Origin of the sequence: Methyloversatilis universalis EHg5 (genome assembly GCF_000378945.1) — a bacterium.
Lineage (GTDB): Bacteria > Pseudomonadota > Gammaproteobacteria > Burkholderiales > Rhodocyclaceae > Methyloversatilis > Methyloversatilis universalis_A.
This window is the reverse complement of sequence record NZ_KB900539.1, coordinates 1,819,579-1,842,825: the sequence shown is the minus strand read 5'-3', so window position 1 is coordinate 1,842,825 and position 23,247 is coordinate 1,819,579. Positions and strand designations below refer to the sequence as shown.

General features: G+C 67.3%; 21 protein-coding genes. 15 read left to right on the top strand and 6 right to left on the bottom strand.

Annotated features, from left to right (window positions below; translation table 11 throughout):
- The first annotated feature begins 215 nt into the window (after window positions 1–215).
- Genes METUNV2_RS0108600 through METUNV2_RS0108580 form a run of 5 tightly spaced genes read left to right on the top strand, consistent with a single transcriptional unit; the run spans window position 216 to window position 4,331 of the window.
- Entirely contained in the window at window positions 216–551 is a 336-nt protein-coding gene (locus tag METUNV2_RS0108600; protein WP_232415647.1) for a hypothetical protein, read from the top strand.
- Between the two features lies 1 nt (window position 552).
- A complete protein-coding gene (locus METUNV2_RS0108595) occupies window positions 553–864 on the top strand; it encodes a DUF3301 domain-containing protein (protein ID WP_018229063.1) in 312 nt (103 codons plus the stop codon).
- Between the two features lie 47 nt (window positions 865–911).
- Window positions 912–2,714 (top strand): aminodeoxychorismate synthase component I, encoded by a 1,803-nt coding sequence (pabB, locus tag METUNV2_RS0108590; RefSeq protein ID WP_018229062.1) that lies wholly within the window; start codon window positions 912–914, stop codon window positions 2,712–2,714.
- A gap of 10 nt (window positions 2,715–2,724) precedes the next feature.
- On the top strand, window positions 2,725–3,795 hold the full coding sequence (locus tag METUNV2_RS0108585) for an aminopeptidase (protein ID WP_018229061.1): 1,071 nt from the start codon (window positions 2,725–2,727) through the stop codon (window positions 3,793–3,795).
- On the top strand, window positions 3,792–4,331 hold the full coding sequence (locus tag METUNV2_RS0108580; RefSeq protein ID WP_018229060.1) for an adenine phosphoribosyltransferase: 540 nt from the start codon (window positions 3,792–3,794) through the stop codon (window positions 4,329–4,331). The genes METUNV2_RS0108585 and METUNV2_RS0108580 overlap by 4 nt, the downstream gene beginning before the upstream one ends.
- A gap of 12 nt (window positions 4,332–4,343) precedes the next feature.
- On the opposite strand, the gene epsL is transcribed toward METUNV2_RS0108580, so the two are convergent.
- Entirely contained in the window at window positions 4,344–5,594 is a 1,251-nt protein-coding gene (gene epsL, locus METUNV2_RS0108575; protein ID WP_051081903.1) for an XrtB/PEP-CTERM-associated polysaccharide biosynthesis outer membrane protein EpsL, read from the bottom strand.
- A gap of 200 nt (window positions 5,595–5,794) precedes the next feature.
- On the opposite strand from epsL, the gene METUNV2_RS0108570 reads away from it, so the two are divergent.
- The 4 genes from METUNV2_RS0108570 to METUNV2_RS0108555 are packed head-to-tail and all read left to right on the top strand — an operon-like array spanning window position 5,795 to window position 9,405.
- Window positions 5,795–7,129, top strand: coding sequence for an undecaprenyl-phosphate glucose phosphotransferase (locus METUNV2_RS0108570; RefSeq protein WP_018229058.1), 1,335 nt, complete (start codon window positions 5,795–5,797; stop codon window positions 7,127–7,129).
- A 7-nt stretch (window positions 7,130–7,136) separates the two neighbouring features.
- A complete protein-coding gene (locus METUNV2_RS0108565) occupies window positions 7,137–7,496 on the top strand; it encodes a VanZ family protein (RefSeq protein WP_018229057.1) in 360 nt (119 codons plus the stop codon).
- Window positions 7,496–8,158 carry a lytic transglycosylase domain-containing protein gene (locus tag METUNV2_RS0108560; protein WP_018229056.1) on the top strand — a complete coding sequence of 221 codons (663 nt, stop codon included), beginning with the start codon at window positions 7,496–7,498 and terminating at the stop codon, window positions 8,156–8,158. Before METUNV2_RS0108565 ends, METUNV2_RS0108560 begins: the two co-directional genes overlap by 1 nt.
- Window positions 8,158–9,405, top strand: coding sequence for a TIGR03862 family flavoprotein (locus tag METUNV2_RS0108555; RefSeq protein ID WP_018229055.1), 1,248 nt, complete (start codon window positions 8,158–8,160; stop codon window positions 9,403–9,405). The genes METUNV2_RS0108560 and METUNV2_RS0108555 overlap by 1 nt, the downstream gene beginning before the upstream one ends.
- A 22-nt stretch (window positions 9,406–9,427) precedes the next feature.
- Here the strand turns inward: METUNV2_RS0108555 and METUNV2_RS0108550 are convergent, their stop codons facing one another.
- On the bottom strand, window positions 9,428–10,435 hold the full coding sequence (locus METUNV2_RS0108550; RefSeq protein WP_018229054.1) for a class 1 fructose-bisphosphatase: 1,008 nt from the start codon (window positions 10,433–10,435) through the stop codon (window positions 9,428–9,430).
- 165 nt (window positions 10,436–10,600) lie between these two features.
- Here METUNV2_RS0108550 and METUNV2_RS0108545 point away from each other — a divergent pair, with 165 nt between their 5' ends.
- Window positions 10,601–11,857: a D-amino acid dehydrogenase gene (locus tag METUNV2_RS0108545; protein WP_018229053.1), complete on the top strand. Its 1,257-nt coding sequence runs from the start codon at window positions 10,601–10,603 to the stop codon at window positions 11,855–11,857.
- Window positions 11,858–11,884: 27 nt separating this feature from the next.
- Here the strand turns inward: METUNV2_RS0108545 and METUNV2_RS0108540 are convergent, their stop codons facing one another.
- Together METUNV2_RS0108540 and METUNV2_RS0108535 are read right to left on the bottom strand one after the other, a co-directional pair.
- The gene (locus tag METUNV2_RS0108540; RefSeq protein ID WP_018229052.1) at window positions 11,885–12,760 is read right to left on the bottom strand and encodes an NAD(P)-dependent oxidoreductase; all 876 of its coding nucleotides are present in this window, start codon (window positions 12,758–12,760) and stop codon (window positions 11,885–11,887) included.
- 10 nt (window positions 12,761–12,770) lie between these two features.
- Window positions 12,771–13,655 (bottom strand): NAD(P)-dependent oxidoreductase, encoded by an 885-nt coding sequence (locus tag METUNV2_RS0108535; RefSeq protein ID WP_026187999.1) that lies wholly within the window; start codon window positions 13,653–13,655, stop codon window positions 12,771–12,773.
- Window positions 13,656–13,791: 136 nt separating this feature from the next.
- On the opposite strand from METUNV2_RS0108535, the gene ybiB reads away from it, so the two are divergent.
- Window positions 13,792–14,703, top strand: a complete 912-nt coding sequence (gene ybiB, locus METUNV2_RS0108530; RefSeq protein ID WP_018229050.1) for a DNA-binding protein YbiB — start codon at window positions 13,792–13,794, stop codon at window positions 14,701–14,703.
- Between the two features lie 33 nt (window positions 14,704–14,736).
- Here the strand turns inward: ybiB and METUNV2_RS0108525 are convergent, their stop codons facing one another.
- The gene (locus METUNV2_RS0108525; RefSeq protein WP_018229049.1) at window positions 14,737–16,224 is read right to left on the bottom strand and encodes a methyl-accepting chemotaxis protein; all 1,488 of its coding nucleotides are present in this window, start codon (window positions 16,222–16,224) and stop codon (window positions 14,737–14,739) included.
- 18 nt (window positions 16,225–16,242) lie between these two features.
- Complete coding sequence (locus tag METUNV2_RS0108520) at window positions 16,243–16,515, bottom strand: hypothetical protein (RefSeq protein WP_018229048.1); 273 nt, start codon at window positions 16,513–16,515, stop codon at window positions 16,243–16,245.
- 673 nt (window positions 16,516–17,188) lie between these two features.
- Between METUNV2_RS0108520 and nirB the strand changes: the two genes are divergently transcribed.
- The 4 genes from nirB (at window position 17,189) to METUNV2_RS0108500 (ending at window position 23,125) form a co-directional block, all read left to right on the top strand.
- Entirely contained in the window at window positions 17,189–19,657 is a 2,469-nt protein-coding gene (nirB, locus tag METUNV2_RS0108515; RefSeq protein ID WP_018229047.1) for a nitrite reductase large subunit NirB, read from the top strand.
- Between the two features lie 126 nt (window positions 19,658–19,783).
- Window positions 19,784–20,104 (top strand): nitrite reductase small subunit NirD, encoded by a 321-nt coding sequence (gene nirD, locus METUNV2_RS0108510; protein WP_018229046.1) that lies wholly within the window; start codon window positions 19,784–19,786, stop codon window positions 20,102–20,104.
- 116 nt (window positions 20,105–20,220) lie between these two features.
- Window positions 20,221–21,435 (top strand): nitrate/nitrite transporter, encoded by a 1,215-nt coding sequence (locus METUNV2_RS0108505; protein WP_018229045.1) that lies wholly within the window; start codon window positions 20,221–20,223, stop codon window positions 21,433–21,435.
- 13 nt (window positions 21,436–21,448) lie between these two features.
- Complete coding sequence (locus METUNV2_RS0108500) at window positions 21,449–23,125, top strand: bifunctional protein-serine/threonine kinase/phosphatase (protein WP_018229044.1); 1,677 nt, start codon at window positions 21,449–21,451, stop codon at window positions 23,123–23,125.
- Window positions 23,126–23,247 lie beyond the last annotated feature (122 nt).

Genomic DNA, 23,247 nt, shown 5'->3' with positions numbered 1-23,247 from the left:
TATCCGGCGCGTGTTACAGCGCGATTGCGTGAAATGTTTCCGTAACGCGGCAGGCACCGTCCGAGTGGCGCGAGAGTGCCACGGCAACGGCGCAACTGCATGGCAAGGATTGCACGGAAGACCGCCGGAAAGCCCCGCAGGCTAGAATCCTCCGCTGACCACGTTTCCGTCGCCGCCATTCCGGCTCATCGCCCCCTCCTCGCCCGTCACTCACCATGCACTGCCCGCCCGACGCCTTCGCCGAAGCACTCAGGATTTTTTCCCGTCATGAGCGCATGGACCCGCTGATGCTGCTGTGCAAGCTCACCGAGGAGTCGGGCGAACTGGCCGAGGCGGTGCTGGTCGAGCGCGGCTACAAGCCGCACAAGACGCTGCCGGAAGGCGCCACGCTGGATGAAGCGGCCGACGTGCTGCTGTGCCTGCTGCTGCTGCTCACCCGCCTGCACCCCGAGCGCACGCCGGAAACCCTGGCCGCACAGCTGGCGGAGAGCGTCGGCCGCAAGGTTGACCGTTATGTCGCCCGGCAACCCGCGCTGCCGGCGGAGGGCTGACATGCCCACGTTCGAGATCGTGTCACTGCTGCTGATCGCGGCCCTGGTGTGGTTCTGGCTCGACAGCCTGAATGCGCGCGAAGCCGGAATGGAAGCCAGTCGTGCCGCCTGCAGCGCCGAAGGCACCCAGCTGCTGGACGACACGGTGGCCATACGTTCGACCTGGCTGGCGCGCGACGACGACGGTCAGGTCCGCATCAAGCGGACCTACGGATTTGAATACAGCGACACCGGGAACAACCGGCGCAACGGTTCGGTCACGCTGCTCGGACGGCGGGTGATCGCGCTCTACATCGCGCCCCACGTAGTCTGAACACGCCCGACTGCCTGAACGACCGGTAACACGGTCGATGCACACACATGACTTTCATACTGGATTTCTCCACCCCTGAACGCCTGCCTCGGAGACTGGTGTTCGGTGACCCGATCGAAATCGTGCGGGCCGACACGCTTGATCAGGTGCGACCGGCGTTGCGCCGGGTCGCCGAAGCCTCGGCCAGCGGTCTGCATGCGGTCGGCTTCGTCGCCTATGAAGCCGCACCGGCCTTCGACCGCGCCGCGCGCGTACGCGAAGGCTGTGCTGTGCCCCTGGTGTGGTTCGGCCTGCACGAGGCGCCGCTCGATACGCCGCCCGCCGCGCCCGGCCCGCATGCGCTGTCGCCGTGGGCGCTGGACACCACGCCCGAGGACTACGCGCAGGCCATCGACGCGATTCACGCCGCAATACGCCGCGGCGACGCCTACCAGATGAATTACACCGTGCGCGCCCATGCCGGCTTCAGCGGCGACGCGCGCGCCTTCTACGAAAATCTGCGACTGGCGCAGCAGGCGGATTTCTGTGCCTATGCCGACATCGGCAGCCACCGCATCCTGTCCGCGTCGCCCGAACTGTTCTTCTCCTGGGAGAACGGCCTGCTCACGACGCGACCGATGAAAGGCACCGCCCGTCGCGGCCAGCTGCCAGAAGAGGACGCTGAATTGGCGCGCTGGCTGCGCGACTCGGAAAAGAACCGCGCCGAGAACCTGATGATCGTGGACCTGCTGCGCAACGACCTGTCGCGCCTGTCCATGCCGGGCGGCGTACAGGTGCCGCACCTGTTCTCGATCGAGAACTACCCGACCGTGCTGCAGATGACCTCCACCATCACCGCCCGTACCCGGCCGGACGTGACCCTGGACGACGTATTCACCGCCCTCTTCCCCTGCGGTTCGATCACCGGTGCGCCCAAGCTCAAGTCCATGGACATCATCGCCGAGCTCGAAACGTCGGCGCGTTCGGTCTATTGCGGCGCCATCGGCCACGTCGCGCCGGGCGGCGCCGCGCGGTTCAACGTGGCCATCCGCACGGTGACGCTGGACGTGGCGGCCGGCCGCATGGAATGCGGACTGGGTGGCGGCATCACCTGGGATTCGGTGGCCGCGGACGAATACGCCGAAGTGCAGACCAAGAGCCGCTTCCTCGCCCGCGCGGCCGCCGGCTTCGAACTGCTGGAAACACTGCTGCTGGTCGACGGCCGCTACGACCTGCTGGAGCGCCATCTGGCGCGGCTCGCGTCGTCAGTCGCGCACTTCGGCTTCACGCCGCCTCAGGACGCAGCGGGCGAACTGGCCCGCCATGCGCAGACCCACCCGCAAGGCCGCTGGCGGGTACGCCTGCTGTGCGCACCCGACGGCACGCTGCGCGTCGACGCCAGTGCGGCTGACGCACCCGACGCCAGCCCGCGCAAGGTGCGGCTGGCCGAAGTACCGGTGTCGCGCGCCGAACCTTTCCTCTATCACAAGACCACCCGGCGCTCGCTGTATGACGCCCATCTGTCGCGTGTGTCGGGCACCGCCTTCGACGTGCTGCTGTGGAACGATGCCGGCGAACTGACCGAATTCACCCGCGGCAATCTGGTGCTCGACATCGACGGCCAGCGGCTGACGCCGCCGGTGTCGTCCGGCCTGCTCGACGGCACGCTGCGCCGCGAACTGGTCGAGCGTGGCGAACTGATCGAACGGGTGCTCACCCGTGACGATCTTGCGCGCGCGCAGGCGCTGTGGTTCATCAACAGCGTGCGCGGCTGGATTCCGGTGCAGCTGGACACCCGGCCGCTGCAGTCCGCGCCGATGCCGGTACCGGCCTATGCAGATCCGTACGCGGGCGACCGCGAACAGGGCTGAGCCGCGCAGGATGCGGTCACTGCTGCCGGCGCTGCTGTTCGGCGCAACAGCCGGCCTGATGTCCGGCTGCACCGGCAGCTTTTCGCCCGGCTACTACTGGCAGGCGGCGAACGGCCAGTTCGAACTGTGGCGCCGAGCCCGACCGCTGGACGAGGTGGCGGCCGATCCGCAGACCGAGGCGGTGCTGCGCGACCGGCTCACGCTGGCCCGTGAAATCCGCGACTGGGCCTCGCACGAGCTGGCGCTGCCCGACAACGGCAGCTACCGCTACTACGCCGATCTGCAGCGCCGTTTCGTGGTGTGGAACGTGTTCGCCACCGAGCCGCTGTCGGTCAAACCGCGCCAGTCCTGCTTTCCGGTCGCCGGCTGCGTGAGCTACCGCGGCTTTTTCGCCGAAGCCGACGCGCGTGCGCACGCGGACGCACTCGCCAGCGAGGGGCTGGATGTGCACGTGAGCGGCGTGCCCGCCTATTCCACGCTGGGCTGGTTCGACGACCCGCTGCTGAACACCTTCATCCACTATCCGGAAACCGAGCTGGTGCGGCTCATCGTGCACGAACTGGCGCATCAGCTGCTCTACGTGCGGGACGACACCGAGTTCAACGAATCCTTCGCCAGTGCGGTGGAAGAGGAAGGCGTGCGCCGCTGGCTGGCCCGTCCGGGCAAGGCGGCGCTGCGCCCGGCTTTCGATCGCGCGCAGGCGATGCGACAGGATTTCGCCGAACTGGTCACCCGCTACCGCGGAGCACTGGGCGATCTCTATGCGGGCGATCAGGACGACGAAGCGAAGCGCCGTGGCAAGGCCGATCTGCTGGCAGCACTCGGGCGCGAATACATCCTCGTCCGCGACAGCCGGTGGGCCGGTTTCCGCGGCTACGATCGCTGGTTCGCGCAGGACATCAACAACGCCACGCTGGCCTCGGTCGGCCTGTACACCGCCGCCCGGCCCGCCTTCACGCGACTGATCGACAGTTCGCCCGATCTGCCGGCGGCCTGGGCCACCCTGCGCGCGCTGGCTGCGCTGCCGAAGGACGAAAGGCGCGCCCGCCTCAACCTGCCCCCTCACACGGATACGCCATGACATCAGCCACCGACATCGCCCGACTGCAGGCGCTGATCCGCACCATTCCCGACTTTCCGGAACCGGGCATACAGTTCCGCGACATCACGCCGCTGCTGGCCGACGCCGACGGACTGACACGGGCGCTGGACGCGATGGCGGAAGGTCTGGCGCCCGGCGACATCGACGCGGTGGTCGCGGTCGAGGCACGCGGCTTTCTGCTGGCCGGCGGACTGGCCCACCGGCTGCACTGCGGCGTGGTGCCGGTACGCAAGCCGGGCAAGCTGCCGGGCCCGACGCTGGGCGTTTCGTACGCGCTGGAATACGGCGAGGACAGGCTGGAAATTCACCGCGGCGCGCTGCGGCCAGGCGCCCGCATCCTGGTGGTGGATGATCTGATCGCCACCGGCGGCACCGCACTGGCCACCGGCGAACTGGTGACACAGGCCGGCGGCCATATCGTGGGTTTCCGCTTCCTGATCGATCTGCCGGCGCTGGGCGGCGCCGCAAAGCTGGCCGCACGGGGCTGGTCGCCCCGCGCACTGCTCAGCTACTGATCGGGCTGTCGGTCAGAACAGATACTGCAGCGACATCGACACGCTGCGCACCTTGTACTGATAGAACTGCACATTGGATTCGCGCTCGTCCTGGCGCACTTCGGCGTTGGCCGAAAAATTGCGCTGGATGAACCAGGTCGCGCCCAGGCTGTAGGTGGTCAGATCCTCCTGGCGGGCGACCGCGTTATTGATGCCCAGAAGCGCCTGCAGCACCGGCGGCAGCTGGGTGAAGAAGGTTTCGCCGGTGGCGTCGCGCGATATCCACTGCAGTCGCCCATCGACCCGCAGCTTGCCGGTCGGCTGCCAGGTCGGGGCCACGGTGTAGGTGGTAGTGCGGAAATAGCTGGACACCAGATCGTCCAGCGCACTGATCTGACGCTCGGCCTGGAAGTTCACCATCATCTGCCCGGTGGGCTGCCATTCCCAGCCGAGACGGCCATAGACGTCCTGATAGTCGCGCTCGGGCACGTTGGCGTGCCTGCGGTCGGACTGACCGACCGCGGCGGACAGCCTCGAATGGCCGACCGGCTGCCAGCGCACGCGCGCCTCGATGTCCTTCTGCTTGAAGGAGTTGGTCTGATTCAGGCCGGGCAGACGGTTCGGATAGTCGCCTTCGGTATCGCGACCCAGCAGTTCGAAGGCGGTGCCGCCGCGGGTAGTGTAGCGGACACCGGCCTCGAGCCGATCAACGTCCGAATCACTGCCACGCCGTATCAGCAGATTGTTGCGGGTGCTGTCCTGCGAGGCAGCGCCGAACAGCGTCCAGTACGGGTTGATGGCGTAGGCGGCGTCCAGGCGCAGCGTATCGACATCGACCAGATTCTTCGCCGGCGTGATGGTGCGGAAATCGCCGAAACCCTGCATGTAGCGCCGGTTGGTGTAGCGCAGCTGGCCGGTGAGGTCATTGCCGACCAGCCACTTCCAGGCCGCAAACGCGTTATGACCGTCGTTGTCGAGCACGCTGAGCGAGTCGTAGCGGGCGATCATGTGGGTGTAGTTGGCCGACAGCTGCTGGCGGCCGATGCGCTTGTCGAAATTCAGACCCAGGCTGGCGGTGTAGCTGCTGTCGCCACGCGGCGCACCGGGGCCGAAGAAAGTCGGTTTCTGACCGTCAGGCAGATAAAGCACGTTGTCCTGATATTGCCAGGAGGCCGCGGTCACCAGACTGAACGCGTCGTCCTCGTCCGCCCGGGCCGGACCCGCGAACGCCGCGGCCATCACCGCGCACAGCAGGGACAACCGCACTGAAATGTTATTGTTCATTTAAGAGAGTATGAATGCGGGCCGTGACGCTTTTCTTTCCAGCGAGCAATTCGCAAAAATGTGCAAACAACGCTGCGGTATTCTAGCCGCCATGTCGTTTGCAGGTTTCCAGTCCGTTGAATTCACCGGTTCCTTTTTCGATGCTCGCCAAGTTTGAGCGTAACACTTCCGTACTGCGGGCACCGTTGAGTCTTTCCGGCATGGTCGAGATGTTTCTCGACCCGCTGTCGCTCATCCTGTCCCTGATCGGCTGCGCGCTGTATTACGGCGACACCGTAGACGCGCGCTATGTCGTGCTGTCGCTGGTCGTGTTCTCGCTGTCCTTCCCCGGCTCGTCGCTGCTCAGCATGCGGCCGCGCCGGGTGGTCCGGCAGACCGTGATCGGCTGGCTGCTGATCGCCTTCATCCTGCTGTTCTTCGGCTATGCCAGTCAGTACATCGAGAACTTCCCCTATGAGGTGGTGGTGGCCTGGCTGGTCGCGGCACCGCTCACCCAGCTCACTGCGCACTTTCTGGCCCGCGGCTATCTGCAGCGTTCAGCAGCAAAGGAAGAGAACCAGACCAAGGTGATCATCGTCGGCTGCAACGACATCGGCGTGTCGCTGGCCGAGCAGTTCCGGACCCATCCCTATCTGGGCGTGCGCTGCGTCGGCTATTTCGACGACCGCTCGTCGGAGCGCATCACCCAGCTCAACGAGCTGCCATTGCTCGGCCGCCTGCGCGATCTGGCCAGCTACGTGAAGGCGAACGGCATCGACCAGATCTATCTGGCACTGCCCATGGCGAGCCAGCCACGCATCCTGTCGCTGCTGGACGACCTGAAGGACACCACGGTCAGCATCTTCTTCGCGCCGGACATCTTCCTGACCGACCTGATCCAGGGTCGCATGGACTACGTGGCCGGCGTGCCGGTGGTGGCGGTGTGCGACACCCCCTTCACCGGCATCAACGGCATGGTGAAGCGCGTGAGCGACATCGTGCTGTCACTGCTCATCCTGCTGCTCATTTCGCCTCTGCTGCTGGCGCTCGCCATCGGCGTGAAGATGAGTTCGCCCGGCCCGGCCCTGTTCCGCCAGCGTCGCTACGGTCTGGATGGCAAGGAAATCGTGGTCTACAAGTTCCGCTCGATGACCGTGCAGGAAGATGGCGGCGTGGTGAAGCAGGCCACCCGCAACGACCAGCGCATCACCCCTTTCGGCGGCTTCCTGCGCCGCACCTCGCTGGACGAACTGCCGCAATTCATCAATGTGCTGCAGGGCCGGATGAGCATCGTCGGACCGCGGCCGCATGCCGTGTCGCACAACGAAACCTACCGCAAGCTCATCAAGGGCTATATGGTGCGGCACAAGGTGAAGCCGGGCATCACCGGCTGGGCGCAGGTGAATGGCTATCGCGGCGAGACCGAAACAGTCGAGAAGATGCAGAAGCGCATCGAGTACGACCTCGAGTATCTGCGCACCTGGTCGCTCGGTCTGGATCTGTGGATCATCGTGAAGACGGTGGCGGTCGTGGTCAACGACCGCAATGCCTACTGACCAGGGCATGCAGCTCGCTTCAAAGGCGCTGCAGTGGGGCGCGGCCGTCGCCGCGCTGACCATGACGGTCAGCCTGCTCAAACTTGGTGAAACGTCGCTGGCGGTGGGCCTCATCCCCTCGCCCTGGGACAAGCTGGCGCATGCGGGCACCTTCGGCAGCATCGCCTTCCTGCTGTGGCTGGGCTGCGGCCGCCGTGCGCTCGTGGCCTGCGCCACGGCCGCCTTCGCGCTGGCTTGTTACGATGAGTGGCGCCAGCTCATGCTGCCCGGACGGGAAGCCGATATCCAGGATCTGATCGCGAACACGATCGGCATCCTGGCCGCCGCATGGGTGGCGCGTCAGCTCTCGTCCAAGGAAATCTCCTGATGCGTATGCCCGCCCTGCGTGCAGCCCTGCCCCTTGTTGCCGTACTCGCCACCGTGCAGGCTTCGGCCGGAGAAGGGGCCGACTACCGTCTGCGACTGTCCGACCACGCGAACTACCGGCTGTATCAGCCGGAAGCGCCGAAGGTGTCCGACAGCGAGCGGCGACAGGCCAGGCGCGAGGCGCTGGCCGGCCTGCCCTTCTCGGCCCAGATCGAGGCGGCGGCCGAAGCTGGCGGCATCGAACCCGAACTGCTGCACGCGGTGGTGCATGCCGAATCCGCCTACAACCCGCGCGCCGTTTCGCCCAAGGGCGCGCTCGGCCTGGCCCAGCTCATGCCGTCGACCGCGCGCCAGTACGGAGTGAATGACGCACTGAAGCCGGCTGACAATCTGCGCGCGAGCGCCCGCCACCTGCGCGATCTGATGGATCACTTCGGTGATCTGCAGCTCGTGCTGTCTGCCTACAACGCTGGCGCCGGTGCGGTGAAGAAATACGGCGGCGTGCCGCCCTACGCCGAAACCCGGGCTTACGTACCCAAGGTGGCCGGCCGCTACGAAGCCCTGAAAAAGAGCGCCGAAGTGCCGGAACCGCCGACGCCGCCCAGCCCTTACCGCCTGCGCACCGACGACGCCGCGCTGCGGCTGGTGCAGACCCCGGACTGATGCCCGCCGCGCACGCGACCGCGCAGGTCGCCATCGTCGGCGGCGGGCCGGCCGGTCTGATGGCGGCCGAGCGGCTGTCCGGACAGGGCATTGCCGTGGATCTGTATGACAGCAAGGCCTCGGTCGGCCGCAAGTTCCTGCTCGCCGGCAAGGGCGGCCTCAACCTGACCCACAGCGAGGCAAGGGTCGCCTTCGTCGGTCGCTACCGCGAACGCAGCACCGAGATCAGCCGCTGGCTGGACGAGTTCGACGCCACGGCGCTGCGCAACTGGTGCGAAGGGCTGGGTGTGGCCACCTTCGTCGGCAGTTCGGGCCGGGTATTTCCGACCGACATGAAGGCGGCGCCGCTGCTGCGCGCCTGGCTGACGCGGCTGCGCGCCGCCGGCGTACGCTTCCACATGCGCCACCGCTGGACCGGCTGGGACGAAGCCGGCAGGCTGTGTTTCGACACGCCGGAGGGGCCGGACACGGTCGCCGCCACAGCCACCCTGCTCGCGCTCGGCGGCGCCAGCTGGCCGCAGCTCGGTTCGGACGGACGCTGGGTCGATACGCTGGCAGCCCGTGGCGTAACACCGGCACCGCTGCGGGCGACCAACTGCGGTTTCGACCTCGCCTGGAGCCCGCATTTCAGCGAACGCCACGCCGGCCAGCCGCTGAAGAATGTGCGCATCGCCTTCACCGGCATCGACGGCACACGGATAGAGCGCAGCGGTGAATGTCTGGTCAGCGCGCACGGGCTGGAAGGCAGCCTGATCTACGCGCTGTCGGCGGGCCTGCGCGAGTGCATCGAACGCGACGGTCGCGTGAAGATCGACATCGACCTGCTGCCGGCACTGGATGCGCAGAAGGTGCTCGACGAAGTGTCGCGACCGCGCGGCGCGCGCTCGCTCAGTTCGCATCTGAACAGCCGGCTGGGCGTGAGCGGCGTGCGCATCGGCCTGCTGCACGAAGTGCTGGACCGGGCCGCGATGAACGACATGAAACAGCTTGCGCGCACGCTGAAGGCGCTGCCGCTCACCCTGCTGCGCACGCGGCCGGTGGAAGAAGCGATCAGCACCGCCGGCGGCGTGAGGCTGGAAGACCTTGACGCCGGCCTGATGCTGAAGGCGCTGCCCGGCGTGTTCTGCGCCGGCGAGATGCTGGACTGGGAAGCGCCGACCGGCGGCTATCTGCTGACCGCCACGATGGCCAGCGGCCGGGTGGCCGCCGACGGCATCGCGGCCTGGCTGGCCGGGCACGGCGGCTGAAGCTGCCGGCCCGCCTGCGGCCTCAGCCCTGGTGGTAGGCGGTGACCCGCTCCACCTCGTTCTTCGAACCCAGGATGACCGGCACGCGCTGGTGCAGCAGTTCCGGCTGCACATCGAGGATGCGCTGGTAGCCGGTGGTGGCCGCCCCGCCCGCCTGCTCGATGATCATGGCCATCGGATTGGCTTCGTACATCAGGCGCAGCTTGCCCGGCTTGGTCGGGTCCTTGGTGTCCTTCGGGTACATGAAGATGCCGCCGCGGGTCAGGATGCGATGCACGTCCGCCACCATGGAACCGACCCAGCGCATGTTGAAATCCTTCTCGCGCGCACCGCTCTTGCCGGCCACCAGTTCGCCGATATAGCGCTGCACCGGCGCTTCCCACCAGCGGGCGTTCGACGCGTTGATCGCGTATTCCTTGGTGTCTTCCGGCACCCGCATGCTTTCGCTGGTGAGCACGAAGCTGCCGGTTTCGCGGTCCACCGTGAAAGCCTGAACGCCATTGCCCACGGTCAGCACCAGCTGGGTGGCTGCGCCATACACCGCGTAACCGGCCACCAGCTGCTGGCTGCCGGCCTGCAGGAAGGCCTCTTCGCCGATCTCGGCCGTGGCGCTGGCCTGTTCCGGGCAGCGCAGCACCGAAAAGATGGTGCCGACCGAAATGTTCACGTCGATGTTGGACGAGCCGTCGAGCGGATCGAACAGCAGCAGGAATTCGCCCTTCGGATAGCGGTTCGGGATCTGGTGCGGCAGATCCATCTCTTCCGACGCCATCGCGGCCAGATGGCCGCCCCACTCGTTGGCTTCGAGCAGGATGTCGTTGGCGATCACGTCCAGCTTCTTCTGCACTTCGCCCTGCACATTCTCGCCGCCGGCCTCGCCCAGCGAGTTGGTCAGACCGCCCTTGCCCACCGCGTTGCCGATGGCCTTGACCGCACGGGCCACGACCTCGACCAGGAAGCGCAGCTCGGCGCAGATGCGATCCTCGCGCTGCTGCTGGATCAGGTAATGGCTCAGGGTGATGCGAGACATGTGATGCAACTCCGAAGTGACGGGAAATGCATTATCGTGCACAGCACCATCATTCGGGTCACACGATTTCACGCCGGACCGGTTTCCGGCGGCGCAGGCGTGGCGACACGGAACCCGCGGGGCCCTGGCACAGTCCCTTCCCGCGTCGAAGAACAGCAAAACCGCATGCACATCCTTGTCCTCGGTGCCGGCATCGTCGGCATCACCACCGCCTGGCATCTGCGCCAGGCCGGCCACACCGTGTCGGTCATCGACCGGCAGGCCGCTCCCGCACTGGAAACCAGCTTCGCCAACGGCGGCCAGATCTCGGTCAGTCACGCCGGCCCCTGGGCCACGCCGCAGGCGCCGCTGATCGGGCTGCGCGGATGGATGGACAGCCGCGCGCCGGTGCGCTTCTCGCCCACCGTCAATCACCGGCAATGGCGCTGGATGGCCGCTTTCCTGTACGAATGCCTGCCGGGTCGGGTGCGCCGCAACACCGATGCGCTGGCCCGGCTGGCCGCCAGCAGCCAGGCCGAACTGCGGCAGCTGCAGCGCACGCTGCAACTGCCCTACGACCAGTCGGACAGCGGCATCCTGCATGTGTTTTCCGACCGCCGGGAGCTTGAGCGCGCCCGTGCACGGGCGGCGTGGCTGGCGCCACACGGCATACGGCTCGACTATTGCGACACTGCGCGCTGCCTGGAGATCGAACCGGCACTGGCTGGCGGCCGGGCGCTGGTCGGTGGTCTGCACGCGCCGAACGACGAGGTGGGCGACGCCCATCTGTTCACGCAGGCGCTGGCCCAGGCCTGCGCCGACGCCGGCGTCACTTTCCACTTCGAAACCACGGTAGAAGCGCTGGATGTGCACGAAAACACGGTACGCGGCGTAGCGGTGCGCGACGCACGCGGCGTGCGCGGGCTGCTGCGCGGCGAACAGGTGGTGTGCACCCTCGGCACCCACACCCGGCAGCTGGTGGAACAGCACGGTCCGCGGCCGGCGCTGTACCCGATCAAGGGCTATTCGCTCACCTTCGCCGCCGGACCGGGCGCGCCGCACGTGAGCCTGACCGACGAAGAGCACCGCATCGTGCTGTCACGCCTCGGTGACCGCGTGCGGGTGGCCGGCATGGCCGAACTGGGCGGCCACACGGTGACCGTGGAGCCGGAGCGGGTGGAACTGCTGAAAAAGCTCACCCGCGCGCTGTGCCCGGACGCCGGCGACATCGATGGCGCCGAAGCCTGGGCCGGGCTGCGCCCGTGCACGCCGGGCAATGTGCCGCTGATCGGCCGCAGCCGGATCAGCGGCCTCTGGTACAACACCGGTCACGGTTCGCTGGGCTGGACCCTGTCCTGTGGCTCGGCCCGCCTGCTCACCGAACTGATGGCTGGCCGCGAACCGGCCTTCGATTTCCCGGTGCTGACCGGCCGCCGTCACTGAGCCGCAGCCTGCCGCCGACGCGCGGATTCAGTGCGGGCTGCTCTGCCTTTCCAGCACGGTCAGCAGCGCCGAGGTATCGAGCGTGCCGCCGCCCTGCGCCATCAGCGCATTGAGCTGCTGCCACACCGCCGCCGACAGCGGCATCGCCAGACCGAGCTGCACCGCCTCACCCAGCACGATGCCCATGTCCTTGTGATGCAGGCGTGACTGCACGCCGGCGCTGAAATCGCGACTGGCCATCCGGCCGCCGAACAGCTCCAGCGCTTTCGAGCCGGCCGAACCGTGCAGCATGGCTTCGCGCACCTTGCCAAAATCCACGCCGCTGGCTGCGGCCAGCCGCGCCGCTTCGGCCGCGGCTTCGATGAAGGCGCACAGGATGAGCTGGTTGCAGGCCTTGGTGACCTGACCGGCGCCGGTCGGGCCGACATGCACCAGCGTGCGGCCGACCGCCGACAGCAGCGGCTTCATGCGCTCGAATACCGCCGCGTCGCCCCCGGCCATGATGGACAGCGTGGCGTCGATCGCGCCGCGCTCGCCACCGGATACCGGCGCGTCCAGCATGTCGATGCCGCGCGCCGCCAGCGCGGCCGCGATGTCGCGCGCCACCGACGGCGGAATGGTCGAATGGTCGATCAGCACGCAGCCCGGCTGCGCCCCCTCGATCACGCCCTGCGGGCCCAGCACCACCTGGCGCACGTCGTCGCCGGTGGTGACGATGGTGCACACCGCCTCCATGCCGCGCGCGCAGTCGGCCGGGCTCGCGGCGGTGCGTGCGCCCAGGGCCTGCAGCGGCTGCATCGATTCGGCGCGGCGCGCCCACACGGTCACTTCGTGGCCGGCGCGCAGCAGATTGGCCACCATGGCGCGCCCCATCACGCCCAGGCCGATGAAGCCGATCTTCATCGGCTGCCCCTCAGCGCTCGACGCCACCGAGGTCTTCCAGCACCTTGAGTACCGCGATCGAATCTTCCTCGCCCAGACCCTGGCCCACCATCGCGTTCAGCATCTGCGCTGCCGCGGCCGCCGAGGGCAGCGCCAGACCCATGCGGTGGGCCTCGTTCATCACGATGCGCAGATCCTTCTGGTGCATCCAGGACTTGAAGCCCGGCTTGAAATTGCGGTCCAGCATGCGCTGGCCGTGGTTTTCCAGGATGCGGCTGTAGGCGAAGCCGCCGAGCAGCGCCTCGCGCACGCGGGCGGCATCGACGCCACTCTTTTCGGCGAAGGCGAAGGCTTCGGCCAGTGCCAGCACGCCAACGCCGGTCAGGATCTGGTTGCAGGCCTTGGCCACCTGGCCGGCACCGCTGTCGCCGACCCGGGTCACGTTCTTGCCCATCAGCTGGAAAAGCGGCAGCACGCGGTCGAAGGCCTCCTGCGTGCCACCGGCCATGATGGTGAGCGCGGCGTTGATGGCACCCACCTCGCCGCCGGACACCGGCGCGTCGATCATGGACACGCCCTTGGCAGCGAGCTGGCCGGCGATGGTGCGCGCCGCATCGGGCGCGATGGTGCTCATGTCGACGAACACGAGGTCGGTACGACCGGCCGCCCCTTCGGCCACGCCTTGCGGGCCGAGTGCCACATGCTCGACGTCCGGCGCATCGGCCACCATCGAGAACAGCACATCGACCTCGCGCGCCATGCTGGCGATGCTGGCGTGCACGGTGGCGCCGCTGTCCGCGAACGGTGCGAGCGATTCAGGGCGGCGCGCCCACAGATGCAGGCTGTGGCCGCCCTTGGCGACATGACCCGCCATCGGGCGCCCCATCAGTCCCAGTCCGACGAAACCGACTTTCATGTCCATCTCCTTACAGGTATGCGTTGCACGACGCGGATCTGCCCGGACCCCGCGACAGGCGCTAGGTTCCAATCCGGCCGAATCCGACTATAACGCAGCCGGACGCCCGGTCCGGCGGGGGCATAATCCTGTACCCATGGACTACACGAAACAGATCAAGGAAATCGGACGCGGCGCCAAGGGCTCGCGCTCGCTGTCGCGCGAGGACGCGCAGGCGCTGTTCGGCGACATGCTCGACGGGCGCGTGCCGCCGCTGCAACTGGGCGCCATCGTGCTGGCGATGCGGATCAAGAGCGAGTCGCTGGACGAGCTGCTCGGTTTCAAGGCCGCCCTCGACGCCCGGCTGACCCGCATCGAGGCCCCGGCTGGCGCCCGCACGGTCGTGCTGCCCACCTATAACGGCGCCCGCCGCCGCCCGAACCTGATGCCGCTGCTGGCCATGCTGCTGGCGCGCGACGGCGTACCGGTGCTCATCCACGGCCGCTTCGATTTCGACACCCGGGCCGACCCGTTCGCGCTGCTGCGCGCGCTCGACCTGCCGGAAGCGCTGGATGCGGACGCAGCGGCCGCATTGCTGGCCCGGCACCGCATCGCCTTCATCGGCGTGGACCGGCTGCTGCCCGGGCTGGACGCGCTGCTGTCACTGCGGCCGCAGCTGGGCGTGCGCAATTCCGGCCACTCGATGACCAAGATGATCGATCCGCTGCCCGGCCGCAGCGTGCGGGTGGTGCCGGTGACCCACCCCGAGTACATGGAGAAGATGACGCAGTTCCTTCGTCTGGACGGCGGCCGCTCGATGCTGATGCGCGGCACCGAGGGCGAGGCCTATGCCAATCCGGCGCGCCGGCCGCTGATCACCGGTTTCATCGATGGCATGGAGCAGATGCTGTGCGAGGCGGAAGAAGGCAGTGCGCTGACCCAGCCGGAAGACGGCATCGATGCTGAAACCAATGCGCGCCTGATCCGGGACATGCTCGCCGGCCGCCTGCCGGTGCCGCAGCCACTGCTTGACCACGCCGCCGCCTGCCGACGTCTCGCCGAAGGCTGACCCGGCGGCGCCAGCGGCCTCAGCTCGCTCGGCTCAGCTCACTCTGAACTGACCACCAGCCTCGACCAGCGACTGCGCCATCACGTTCAGTTCGGCCGCGGTGCGCTTGTCCTCGACCGCGGTCGCCGCGGTGGTATCCGCCAGCGCCGCCACCTGTTCCACACCCTCGGCGATTTCGGATGCGGCCTGGGTCTGTTCCTTCATCGAATCCGAAATGCCGACGATGATGGCCATCATCGCGCCGATTTCAGCCGATACGCCGGCAATCGATGTGCTGACCGCGGCCACCCGATCCACGCCACGCTGAGCGGTGGTGACCGTGTTGGCCACGCTGCCCAGCGCATGGTCCTTGCTGGACTGCATGCTCTCCACCGTGCGCGCGATGTCTTCGGTCGCCAGCCGCGTGCGCTCCGCCAGCTTGCGCACCTCGTCGGCCACCACCGCGAACCCCCTGCCCTGCTCGCCGGCGCGCGCCGCCTCGATCGCAGCATTGAGCGCCAGCAGATTGGTCTGATCGGCGATGTCCTTGATCAGCGCGACGATGGACTTCACGCTCTCGAACTGCGCACCGATCTGCTGCACGCTGCCTTCCACCTCGTTGATGGCCACGCCGGTCCGACGTATTTCGTCGGCCAGATCGGTCATTTCGGCCACGCCCAGATCGGCGGACTGGCCGCTGCGCCGCACCCGCTCGCTGGCATCGTCGGCATTGCTGGAAATGTGCTGGATGGACGCGGTCAGTTCCTGCACCGCGGCGGCCATGCGCTGCGTGGCTTCGCTCTGGCGGGAGGTCGAATCGGTCACGTGTTCGGCATTGGCCACCAGCTGATCGGCCACCCTCTGCGCGCTGGCCGATTCGGTGACCAGCAGCGTCACCGTCCTGGCCAGACGCACCCGCATCGATTCCATCGTCTGGAGCAGCGGCATGCCCGGCCGTGCACGGATGACCGTGGCCAGATCGCCGGCACCGATGCGCTCGGCCGCTTCGGCCACACCGGCCGCCTGCAGCGCCTCGCGTCTGAGCCCCACCGCCATGTAGGACAGCAGACCGGCTTCGGCCACGACAAAGGCCGCATGCACCGCCACCATCACCACGCTGGCACCGTTGGCGAACACGGTCACGCCCAGTCCTTCGGCCTGCATGTAGCTGAACACCAGGTGATGCACTGCGATCAGACCGGCCGCAGCAATGATGGGGCGCCAGTCGCGGTAGTACAGCAGGAAGGCCAGCGCGACAAAAATGGAGAAGTGCGCCTCGATCAGACCGCCGGTGATCTGTATGAGCAGCGCCGCCAGCACCATCAGCCCGGCGCCTGAACCCAGCCGCGACACCAGCGAGCCCGGCGCCAGCCGGAACAGCGCGAACGGTACGGCGACCGCAGGCACGCCCACCAGCAGTGACGTGGCGGCATGGCCGGCCAGCACGCCATAGAGAACGCACACGACGGCAAAGGCACCGCCGCTGGCCAGCATGACCGTGTCGGCGCGAACGTTGGCTGTGTGAAGGGAATGGTCATTCATATTGAGCGATCCGTAACGTTAAGTACTGATGTTCCCTGCCGTCAGCGCACTGCCGCGCCCCCCCGCCCGGCACAGGCCAGGCGGGTTGTCGGCCATGTGCTGGTAGAGCACGGCCGCGCTCGAAAGCACCCAGGCGGCCAGCAGGCACCACGCGACGTACCCGCGCGAACGGGCCACTGCCGATGCGTGCAAATCCATCTTTTCACCGGTTTCCATCTTCGGAATATCGGCTGACAGCCCTGCGCTCTGAAGGTGTCTGAAAATAAATCCCACAGGCAGACGCACCTCCATCGTGCTTGCACGCACCAGCCCGGATCACGCCCCCGTTCGCCCCGGCATTCGGGTGAGAACGATAAAACTCATATAAATCAGTCACCTGGAATCAATAACACCGAAAACTGAAGGCTGGCCCGATTTCTGCTGAGTGCTCAGTGCTGGTTGCAGCGCCCCGAAGGCGGGCGGCCACGCAACGATCTTTGTCAGACCCGCAGCCCTCGACCGCAACGGCAACGTCCGTCGCTGCAGTCAAATGCCGAGGCACACACGACGCAATGACGCGTCGTGCCGAGGTGGCGGCGACGTTGTGGATGAAGATCAAACAGAACCGTGCGGGCATGCAGCCCGCCGCACAAAGAGCGGATCGATCGTCCTCCGGCCGGTCCGCTGTCACACCCGGAGTCGCGCACATGCGGTGCGCGCTCCGGCCAGGCAGTCATCGGTAACGATGCCCAAAGGCGGGCACGGGCCGACAAGTTGAATCCGCCGGCCGGCGTGATCCGGCCATGTAGAGGTTTTGCCCGGATTTCCGATCTAGTGCGCCAGCGATGCTGCAGGCGCAGGACCGCGCTCGTCCCTGCTCCGTGCCCCCGGGCCGCTGCTGAACGACCGCTGACCGGGAAGAAATACGTCGGCCGCAGCTCCGCCTGCGACCGGTTTTGCAGCAATCGGCAGAAGGAACGGGGACATGGAAAAGAAGCGTCTGGTCATGATCGGCAACGGGATGGCGGGTTGCCGCACGCTGGAAGAGTTGCTCAAGATCGCGCCGGAGATGTATGACATCACGGTGTTCGGGGCGGAGCCGCATCCGAACTACAACCGCATCCTGCTGTCGCCGGTGCTGGCCGGCGAAATGACCATCCAGGACATCATCCTGAATGACTGGGACTGGTACCGCGACAACGGCATCACGCTGCATGCGGGCCGGAAGGTCACGAAGATCGACCGCATCGCACGCAAGGTGATCGCCGACGACGGCAGCGAAGCGGAGTACGACCGCCTGCTGCTGGCCACCGGCTCCAACCCCTTCATCCTGCCGGTGCCGGGCAAGGACCTGCCGGGCGTGATCGCCTATCGCGACATTGCCGACACCGACGCCATGATCGAAGCCGCCGCGACGCGCAAGCACGCGGTCGTGATCGGCGCCGGCCTGCTCGGCCTGGAAGCCGCCAACGGCCTGGCGCTGCGCGGCATGCAGGTGACCGTGGTGCACCTTGCGCCGTGGATCATGGAGCGTCAGCTCGACAAGCCCTCGGCCGACATGCTGCAGGCCTCGCTGGAGAAGAAGGGCCTCACCTTCCTGCTCGAGAAGCAGACGGAATCGCTGATCGCCGGAGCCGACGGCCGCGTGTCCGCGGTGCGCTTCAAGAGCGGCGAATCCATTCCGGCCGATCTGGTGGTGATGGCCGCCGGCATCCGCCCGAACACCACGCTGGCCGAATCGGCCGGCATTCACTGCAACCGCGGCATCGTGGTCAATGACACGCTGCAGACCTACGACCCGAAGATCTACGCGGTCGGCGAGTGCGTGAACCACCGCGGCATCGCCTACGGCCTGGTCGCGCCGCTGTTCGAACAGGCCAAGGTGTGCGCCAACCACCTCGCCCACTACGGCATCGGCACCTACAAGGGTTCGGTCACCTCGACCAAGCTCAAGGTCACCGGCATCGACGTGTTCTCGGCCGGCAACTTCATGGGTGGCCCGGGCTGCGACGACATCGTGCTGCACGACCCGTCGGGCGGGGTGTACAAGCGCCTGGTGCTCGAAGGCGAGCGCCTGGTCGGCGCCTGTCTGTACGGCGACACCGCCGATGGCAGCTGGTACTTCCAGCTGATCAAGGACGGCCAGGACATTCACGCGGTGCGCGACCACCTGATGTTCGGCCAGAACCACCTGGGCGACGTCGGCCACAAGGGCCAGACCCAGGCCGCCTCGATGCCGGACAGCGCCGAGGTGTGCGGCTGCAACGGCGTGTGCAAGGGCACCATCGTCAAGGCGATCAAGGAGAAGGGCCTGTTCTCGCTGGACGACGTGCGCAAGCACACCAAGGCGTCCAGCTCCTGCGGCTCCTGCACCGGTCTGGTCGAACAGATCCTCGCCTCCTGCGTCGGTGGCGCCTACACGCCGGCCGATTCCAGCTCGAAGCCGATGTGCGGCTGCACCGACATGAATCATGGCGACGTGCGTGCCGCCATCCGCGACCGCCACATGATCGACATCCCGACCGTGCAGCGCGAACTGAAGTGGAAGACGCCCAACGGCTGCGCCTCCTGCCGCCCGGCGCTGAACTACTACCTGATCTCGACCTGGCCGCACGAAGCCAAGGACGACGCGCAGAGCCGCTTCATCAACGAGCGCGCGCACGCCAACATTCAGAAGGACGGCACCTACTCGGTGGTGCCGCGCATGTGGGGCGGCCTGACCACGCCGGACGAACTGCGCGCCATCGCAGATGCGGCCGAGAAGTACAAGGTGCCGACGGTGAAGGTGACCGGCGGCCAGCGCATCGACCTGCTGGGCGTGAAGAAGGACGACCTGCCGGCGATGTGGGCCGATTTCGCCAAGGCCGGCATGGTGTCCGGCCACGCCTACGGCAAGAGCCTGCGCACGGTGAAAACCTGCGTCGGCGCCGAGCACTGCCGCTTCGGCACCCAGCTGTCCATGGGCCTGGGCGTGAAGCTGGAAAAGATGCTGTTCGGCATGTACAGCCCGCACAAGGTGAAGCTCGCGGTGTCCGGCTGCCCGCGCAACTGCGCCGAGGCCGGCATCAAGGACGTGGGCGTGATCGGCGTCGAATCGGGCTACGAAATCTATGTCGCCGGCAATGGCGGCATCAAGACCGAAGTGGCGCAGTTCTTCTGCAAGGTGGCCAGCGACGACGAGGTGATGGAGTACTCCGGCGCCTTCCTGCAGCTCTACCGCGAAGAAGGCTGGTACCTCGAACGCACGGTGCACTACATCGAGCGCGTCGGTCTCGACTACGTGAAGGGCAAGGTGGTCGATGACGCCGAGAACCGCAAGGCGCTGTACGAGCGCCTGCTGTTCGCGCTGCAGGACTACAAGGACCCGTGGCTGGAACGCGCCGAAGCCGACGCGAAATCCGAGCTCGGCCGCGAGTTCCGCACCATCGCCATCAAACAGGCGATGAAGGCTTGATTCAGGGATGAGGGACTAGGGGTCAGGGGCTGGCGACAAGCCCACCTCGCGCGGCAAAGCCGCGCCTGTTCCCCAGCCCCTCACCCCTAGCCCCCAGCTCCTTCAGATACCCATACAGGAACCCTCATGAGCACCGAAACCTCCACCTGGGCGCACGTCTGCGCGCTCGAAGACATCCCGCTGCTCGGCTCGCGCGTGGTGAGCGCCGAGTCCGGCGACATCGCCATCTTCCGCACCGACGGCGACCGCGTGTTCGCGGTGCACGACAAGTGCCCGCACAAGGGCGGCCCGCTGTCACAGGGCATCGTGCATGGCGACACCGTCACCTGTCCTTTGCACAGCTGGAAGATCAAGCTGGAATCGGGCGAAGCGGTCGCCCCCGACGTCGGCTGCACCCGTGGCTTCGACGTGAAAGTCGAAAACGGCCAGGTGATGCTGAAGGCCTGACGCAGTTCCCGCATGCGGCCACGGTCGCATGCGATCCGAATCACCCACTAGCCCGAGTACCGGTTGCCTGCATGGATGCGCGCACACCGGATTGATGACGGGGAGGTCATCCGCCGATGGACAGGAAAGCATTTCTCAAGGCCGGCCATACGCCCACGCTGTTTGCCGCCTTTCTCTACTTCGATCTCGCCTTCATGGTGTGGGTGCTGCTCGGCCCGCTGGGCGTGCAGATCGCCCAGGATCTTCATCTGACCCACGCGCAGAAGGGCTTCATGGTGGCGGTACCGGTACTGGCCGGCGCTTTGCTGCGCATGCTGATGGGCGTGCTGGTCGATCACCTGCAGCCGAAGAAGGCCGGCGCCATCGGCCAGGTCATCGTGATCGGCGCGCTGTTCGTCGCCTGGCAGTTCGGCATCCACAGCTACGAACAGGCGCTGCTGCTCGGCTGCTTCCTCGGCTTCGCCGGTGCCGCCTTCGCGGTGGCGCTGCCGCTGGCGTCGCGCTGGTACCCGCCGGAACACCAGGGCACCGCGCTGGGCATTGCCGGCGCCGGCAACTCCGGCACCGCACTGGCCGCGCTGTTCGCGCCCGGTCTGGCGATGGCCTTCGGCTGGACCAATGTATTCGGGCTGGCGCTCATCCCGCTGGTTGCGGTATTCATCGTCTATCTGCTGGTCGCGAAGGACGCCCCCGAATGCCCGCCGCCCAAGACCTTCGCCGAATACCTGAAGGTGCTGAAGGACCGCGACGCCTGGTGGTTCATGTTCTTCTACAGCGTTACCTTCGGCGGCTTCGTCGGCCTGGCCTCCTCGCTCACCATCTACTTCAACACCCAGTACGGGCTGGAACCGAAGATGGCCGGCTATTTCACCGCGGCCTGCGTGTTCGCCGGCTCGCTGGTGCGCCCGATCGGCGGCAATCTGGCCGACCGCATCGGCGGCATCCGCACGCTCAGCATGATGTATGTGGTCGCCGCCGCCTTCCTGTTCGGCGTGAGCTTCGGCCTGCCGCAGGCCTGGATGGCCGTGGTGGTGTTCGTCGGCGCCATGCTGGCGCTGGGCATGGGCAACGGCGCGGTGTTCCAGCTGGTGCCGCAGCGCTTCCGCCGCGAGATCGGCGTCATGACCGGTCTGGTGGGCATGGCGGGCGGTGTCGGCGGCTTCTATCTGGCCTCCTCGCTCGGCTGGTCGCGCGAAGTGACCGGCAGCTATCAGACGGGTTTCGTGGTGTTCGCGCTGCTGGCGGTCGCCGCGCTGGTCGGTCTGAGCAGCGTGAAAACCCGCTGGCGTACCACCTGGGGTGCGGCTCACCTCACGTCGGCGCGCATCTGACCGGAGCCGGGCGATGACGCTCGCGATTTCCATAGGCCAGTGCTCGATCACCGGCCCACGGCCGCGCAACGAGGACTTCGCCGGCGCGGTCACGCCGACCGGCGAGGTACTGGACGGCAAAGGCATGCTGCTGGCGGTGGCCGACGGCGTCGGCGGCCACGCCAAAGGGCGCGAGGCGGCCGAATTCACGGTGCGCGGCTTGCTGAACGACTACTACGCCACACCGGACACCTGGAGCATCGCGCAGGCGATCGACCAGGTGCTGGGCGCACTCAACCGCTGGCTGGTGGCACACGCCGCCCGCACCCGGGAAACCGCCGGCATGGCCACCACGCTGTCGGCACTGGTGCTGCGCGGCACCCGCTGGCATCTGGCGCACGTCGGCGATTCGCGCATCTATCTGTACCGCGACCGCGACCTCACCCGGCTGACCGAAGACCACACCTGGGCCCATCCCGAACTGTCCAACGTACTGCACCGGGCAGTCGGGCTCGACGCCCGGCTGGCGGTGGATCACGCAGACGGCGAGCTGGAAGCCGGCGACCTGTTCGTGCTGATGAGCGACGGCGTCTGGAACACGCTGGGTGACGGCGGCATCGCGGGCGTGCTGGCGCAGGGCGGCGACCCGGAAGCGCTGGCGGCCGCGCTGGTGATGCAGGCGGAAGCGCAGGGCGCCAACGACAACTGCACCGCACTGGTCGCCCGGGTGGACAGCCTGCCCCAGGCCGCGCTGCGCGACCGTCTGGCCGAAGCGGTCAGGCTGTCGCTGCCGCCGCGGCTGAATGTCGGCGATGAAATTGACGGTCTGCGGGTGGACGCGGTGCTGCACGAATCGCGCCTCACCCTGCTCTACCGCGTGACCGACCTCGAAAGCGGCGAAGCACGCGTACTGAAAACGCTGCACGAAGGGACCGACCCCGACGCCATCGCCGCGCTGGTGCATGAGGAATGGCTGGCGCGCCGCGTGGTGTCGCCGCAGTTTCCACAGGTGATCGCGCACCGCGCGCGCAGCCGGCTGTACTACCTGATGACCTGGCACGAGGGTGCCAGCCTGCGCGCCCGGCTCGATGCCGGCCACCACTTCGGCATCGAACAGGTGGTGAAGCTGGGTTGCGGCGTGCTGCGCGCACTCGGCACGCTGCACCGGCTGGGCATCGTCCATCGCGACATCAAGCCGGACAACCTGCATCTCGACAGCCAGGGCGTACTGCGCGTGCTCGATCTCGGCGTCGCCGCATCGGATGGCGAGGACTTCAAGGAAATCAACAATCCGGGCACGCCCAGCTATATGGCACCGGAATTGTTCGAAGGCCGCCCCGCCAGCGAATCGAGCGATCTGTTCGCGCTCGGCGTCACGCTCTACCAGCTGCTCACCCGGCACTACCCCTGGGGCGAGATCGAGCCCTTCCAGCGTCCGCGCTTCGGCGAACCGGTGCCGCCCACGCGCTACCGGCCGGACATTCCGGAATGGCTGGAAGCGGTGCTGCTGAAGGCCATCTCGCGCGAACCAGAAGCACGTTTCGAAACCGCGGAGGAATGCCTGCTCGCGCTCGAACGCGGCGCTCACCGGCCACTGGCACTGCCGCGCCGGCCTCCGCTGGTCGAGCGCATGCCGCTGCGTCTGCTGCGCGCGCTGCTGGCGCTGTCACTGCTCGCCAACGTCCTGCTGCTGTGCCTGCTGCTGCGTTGACACAGGCGCACCAGTCCCATGCATTCAGCCAGTGCAATGCCCCGCGGCGGAGCGCGACCTGGGCCCCTTACTCGCCAACCGGCGCTCATCGGCCGGTAATCGCCCCGCAATCGCCTGCAAAC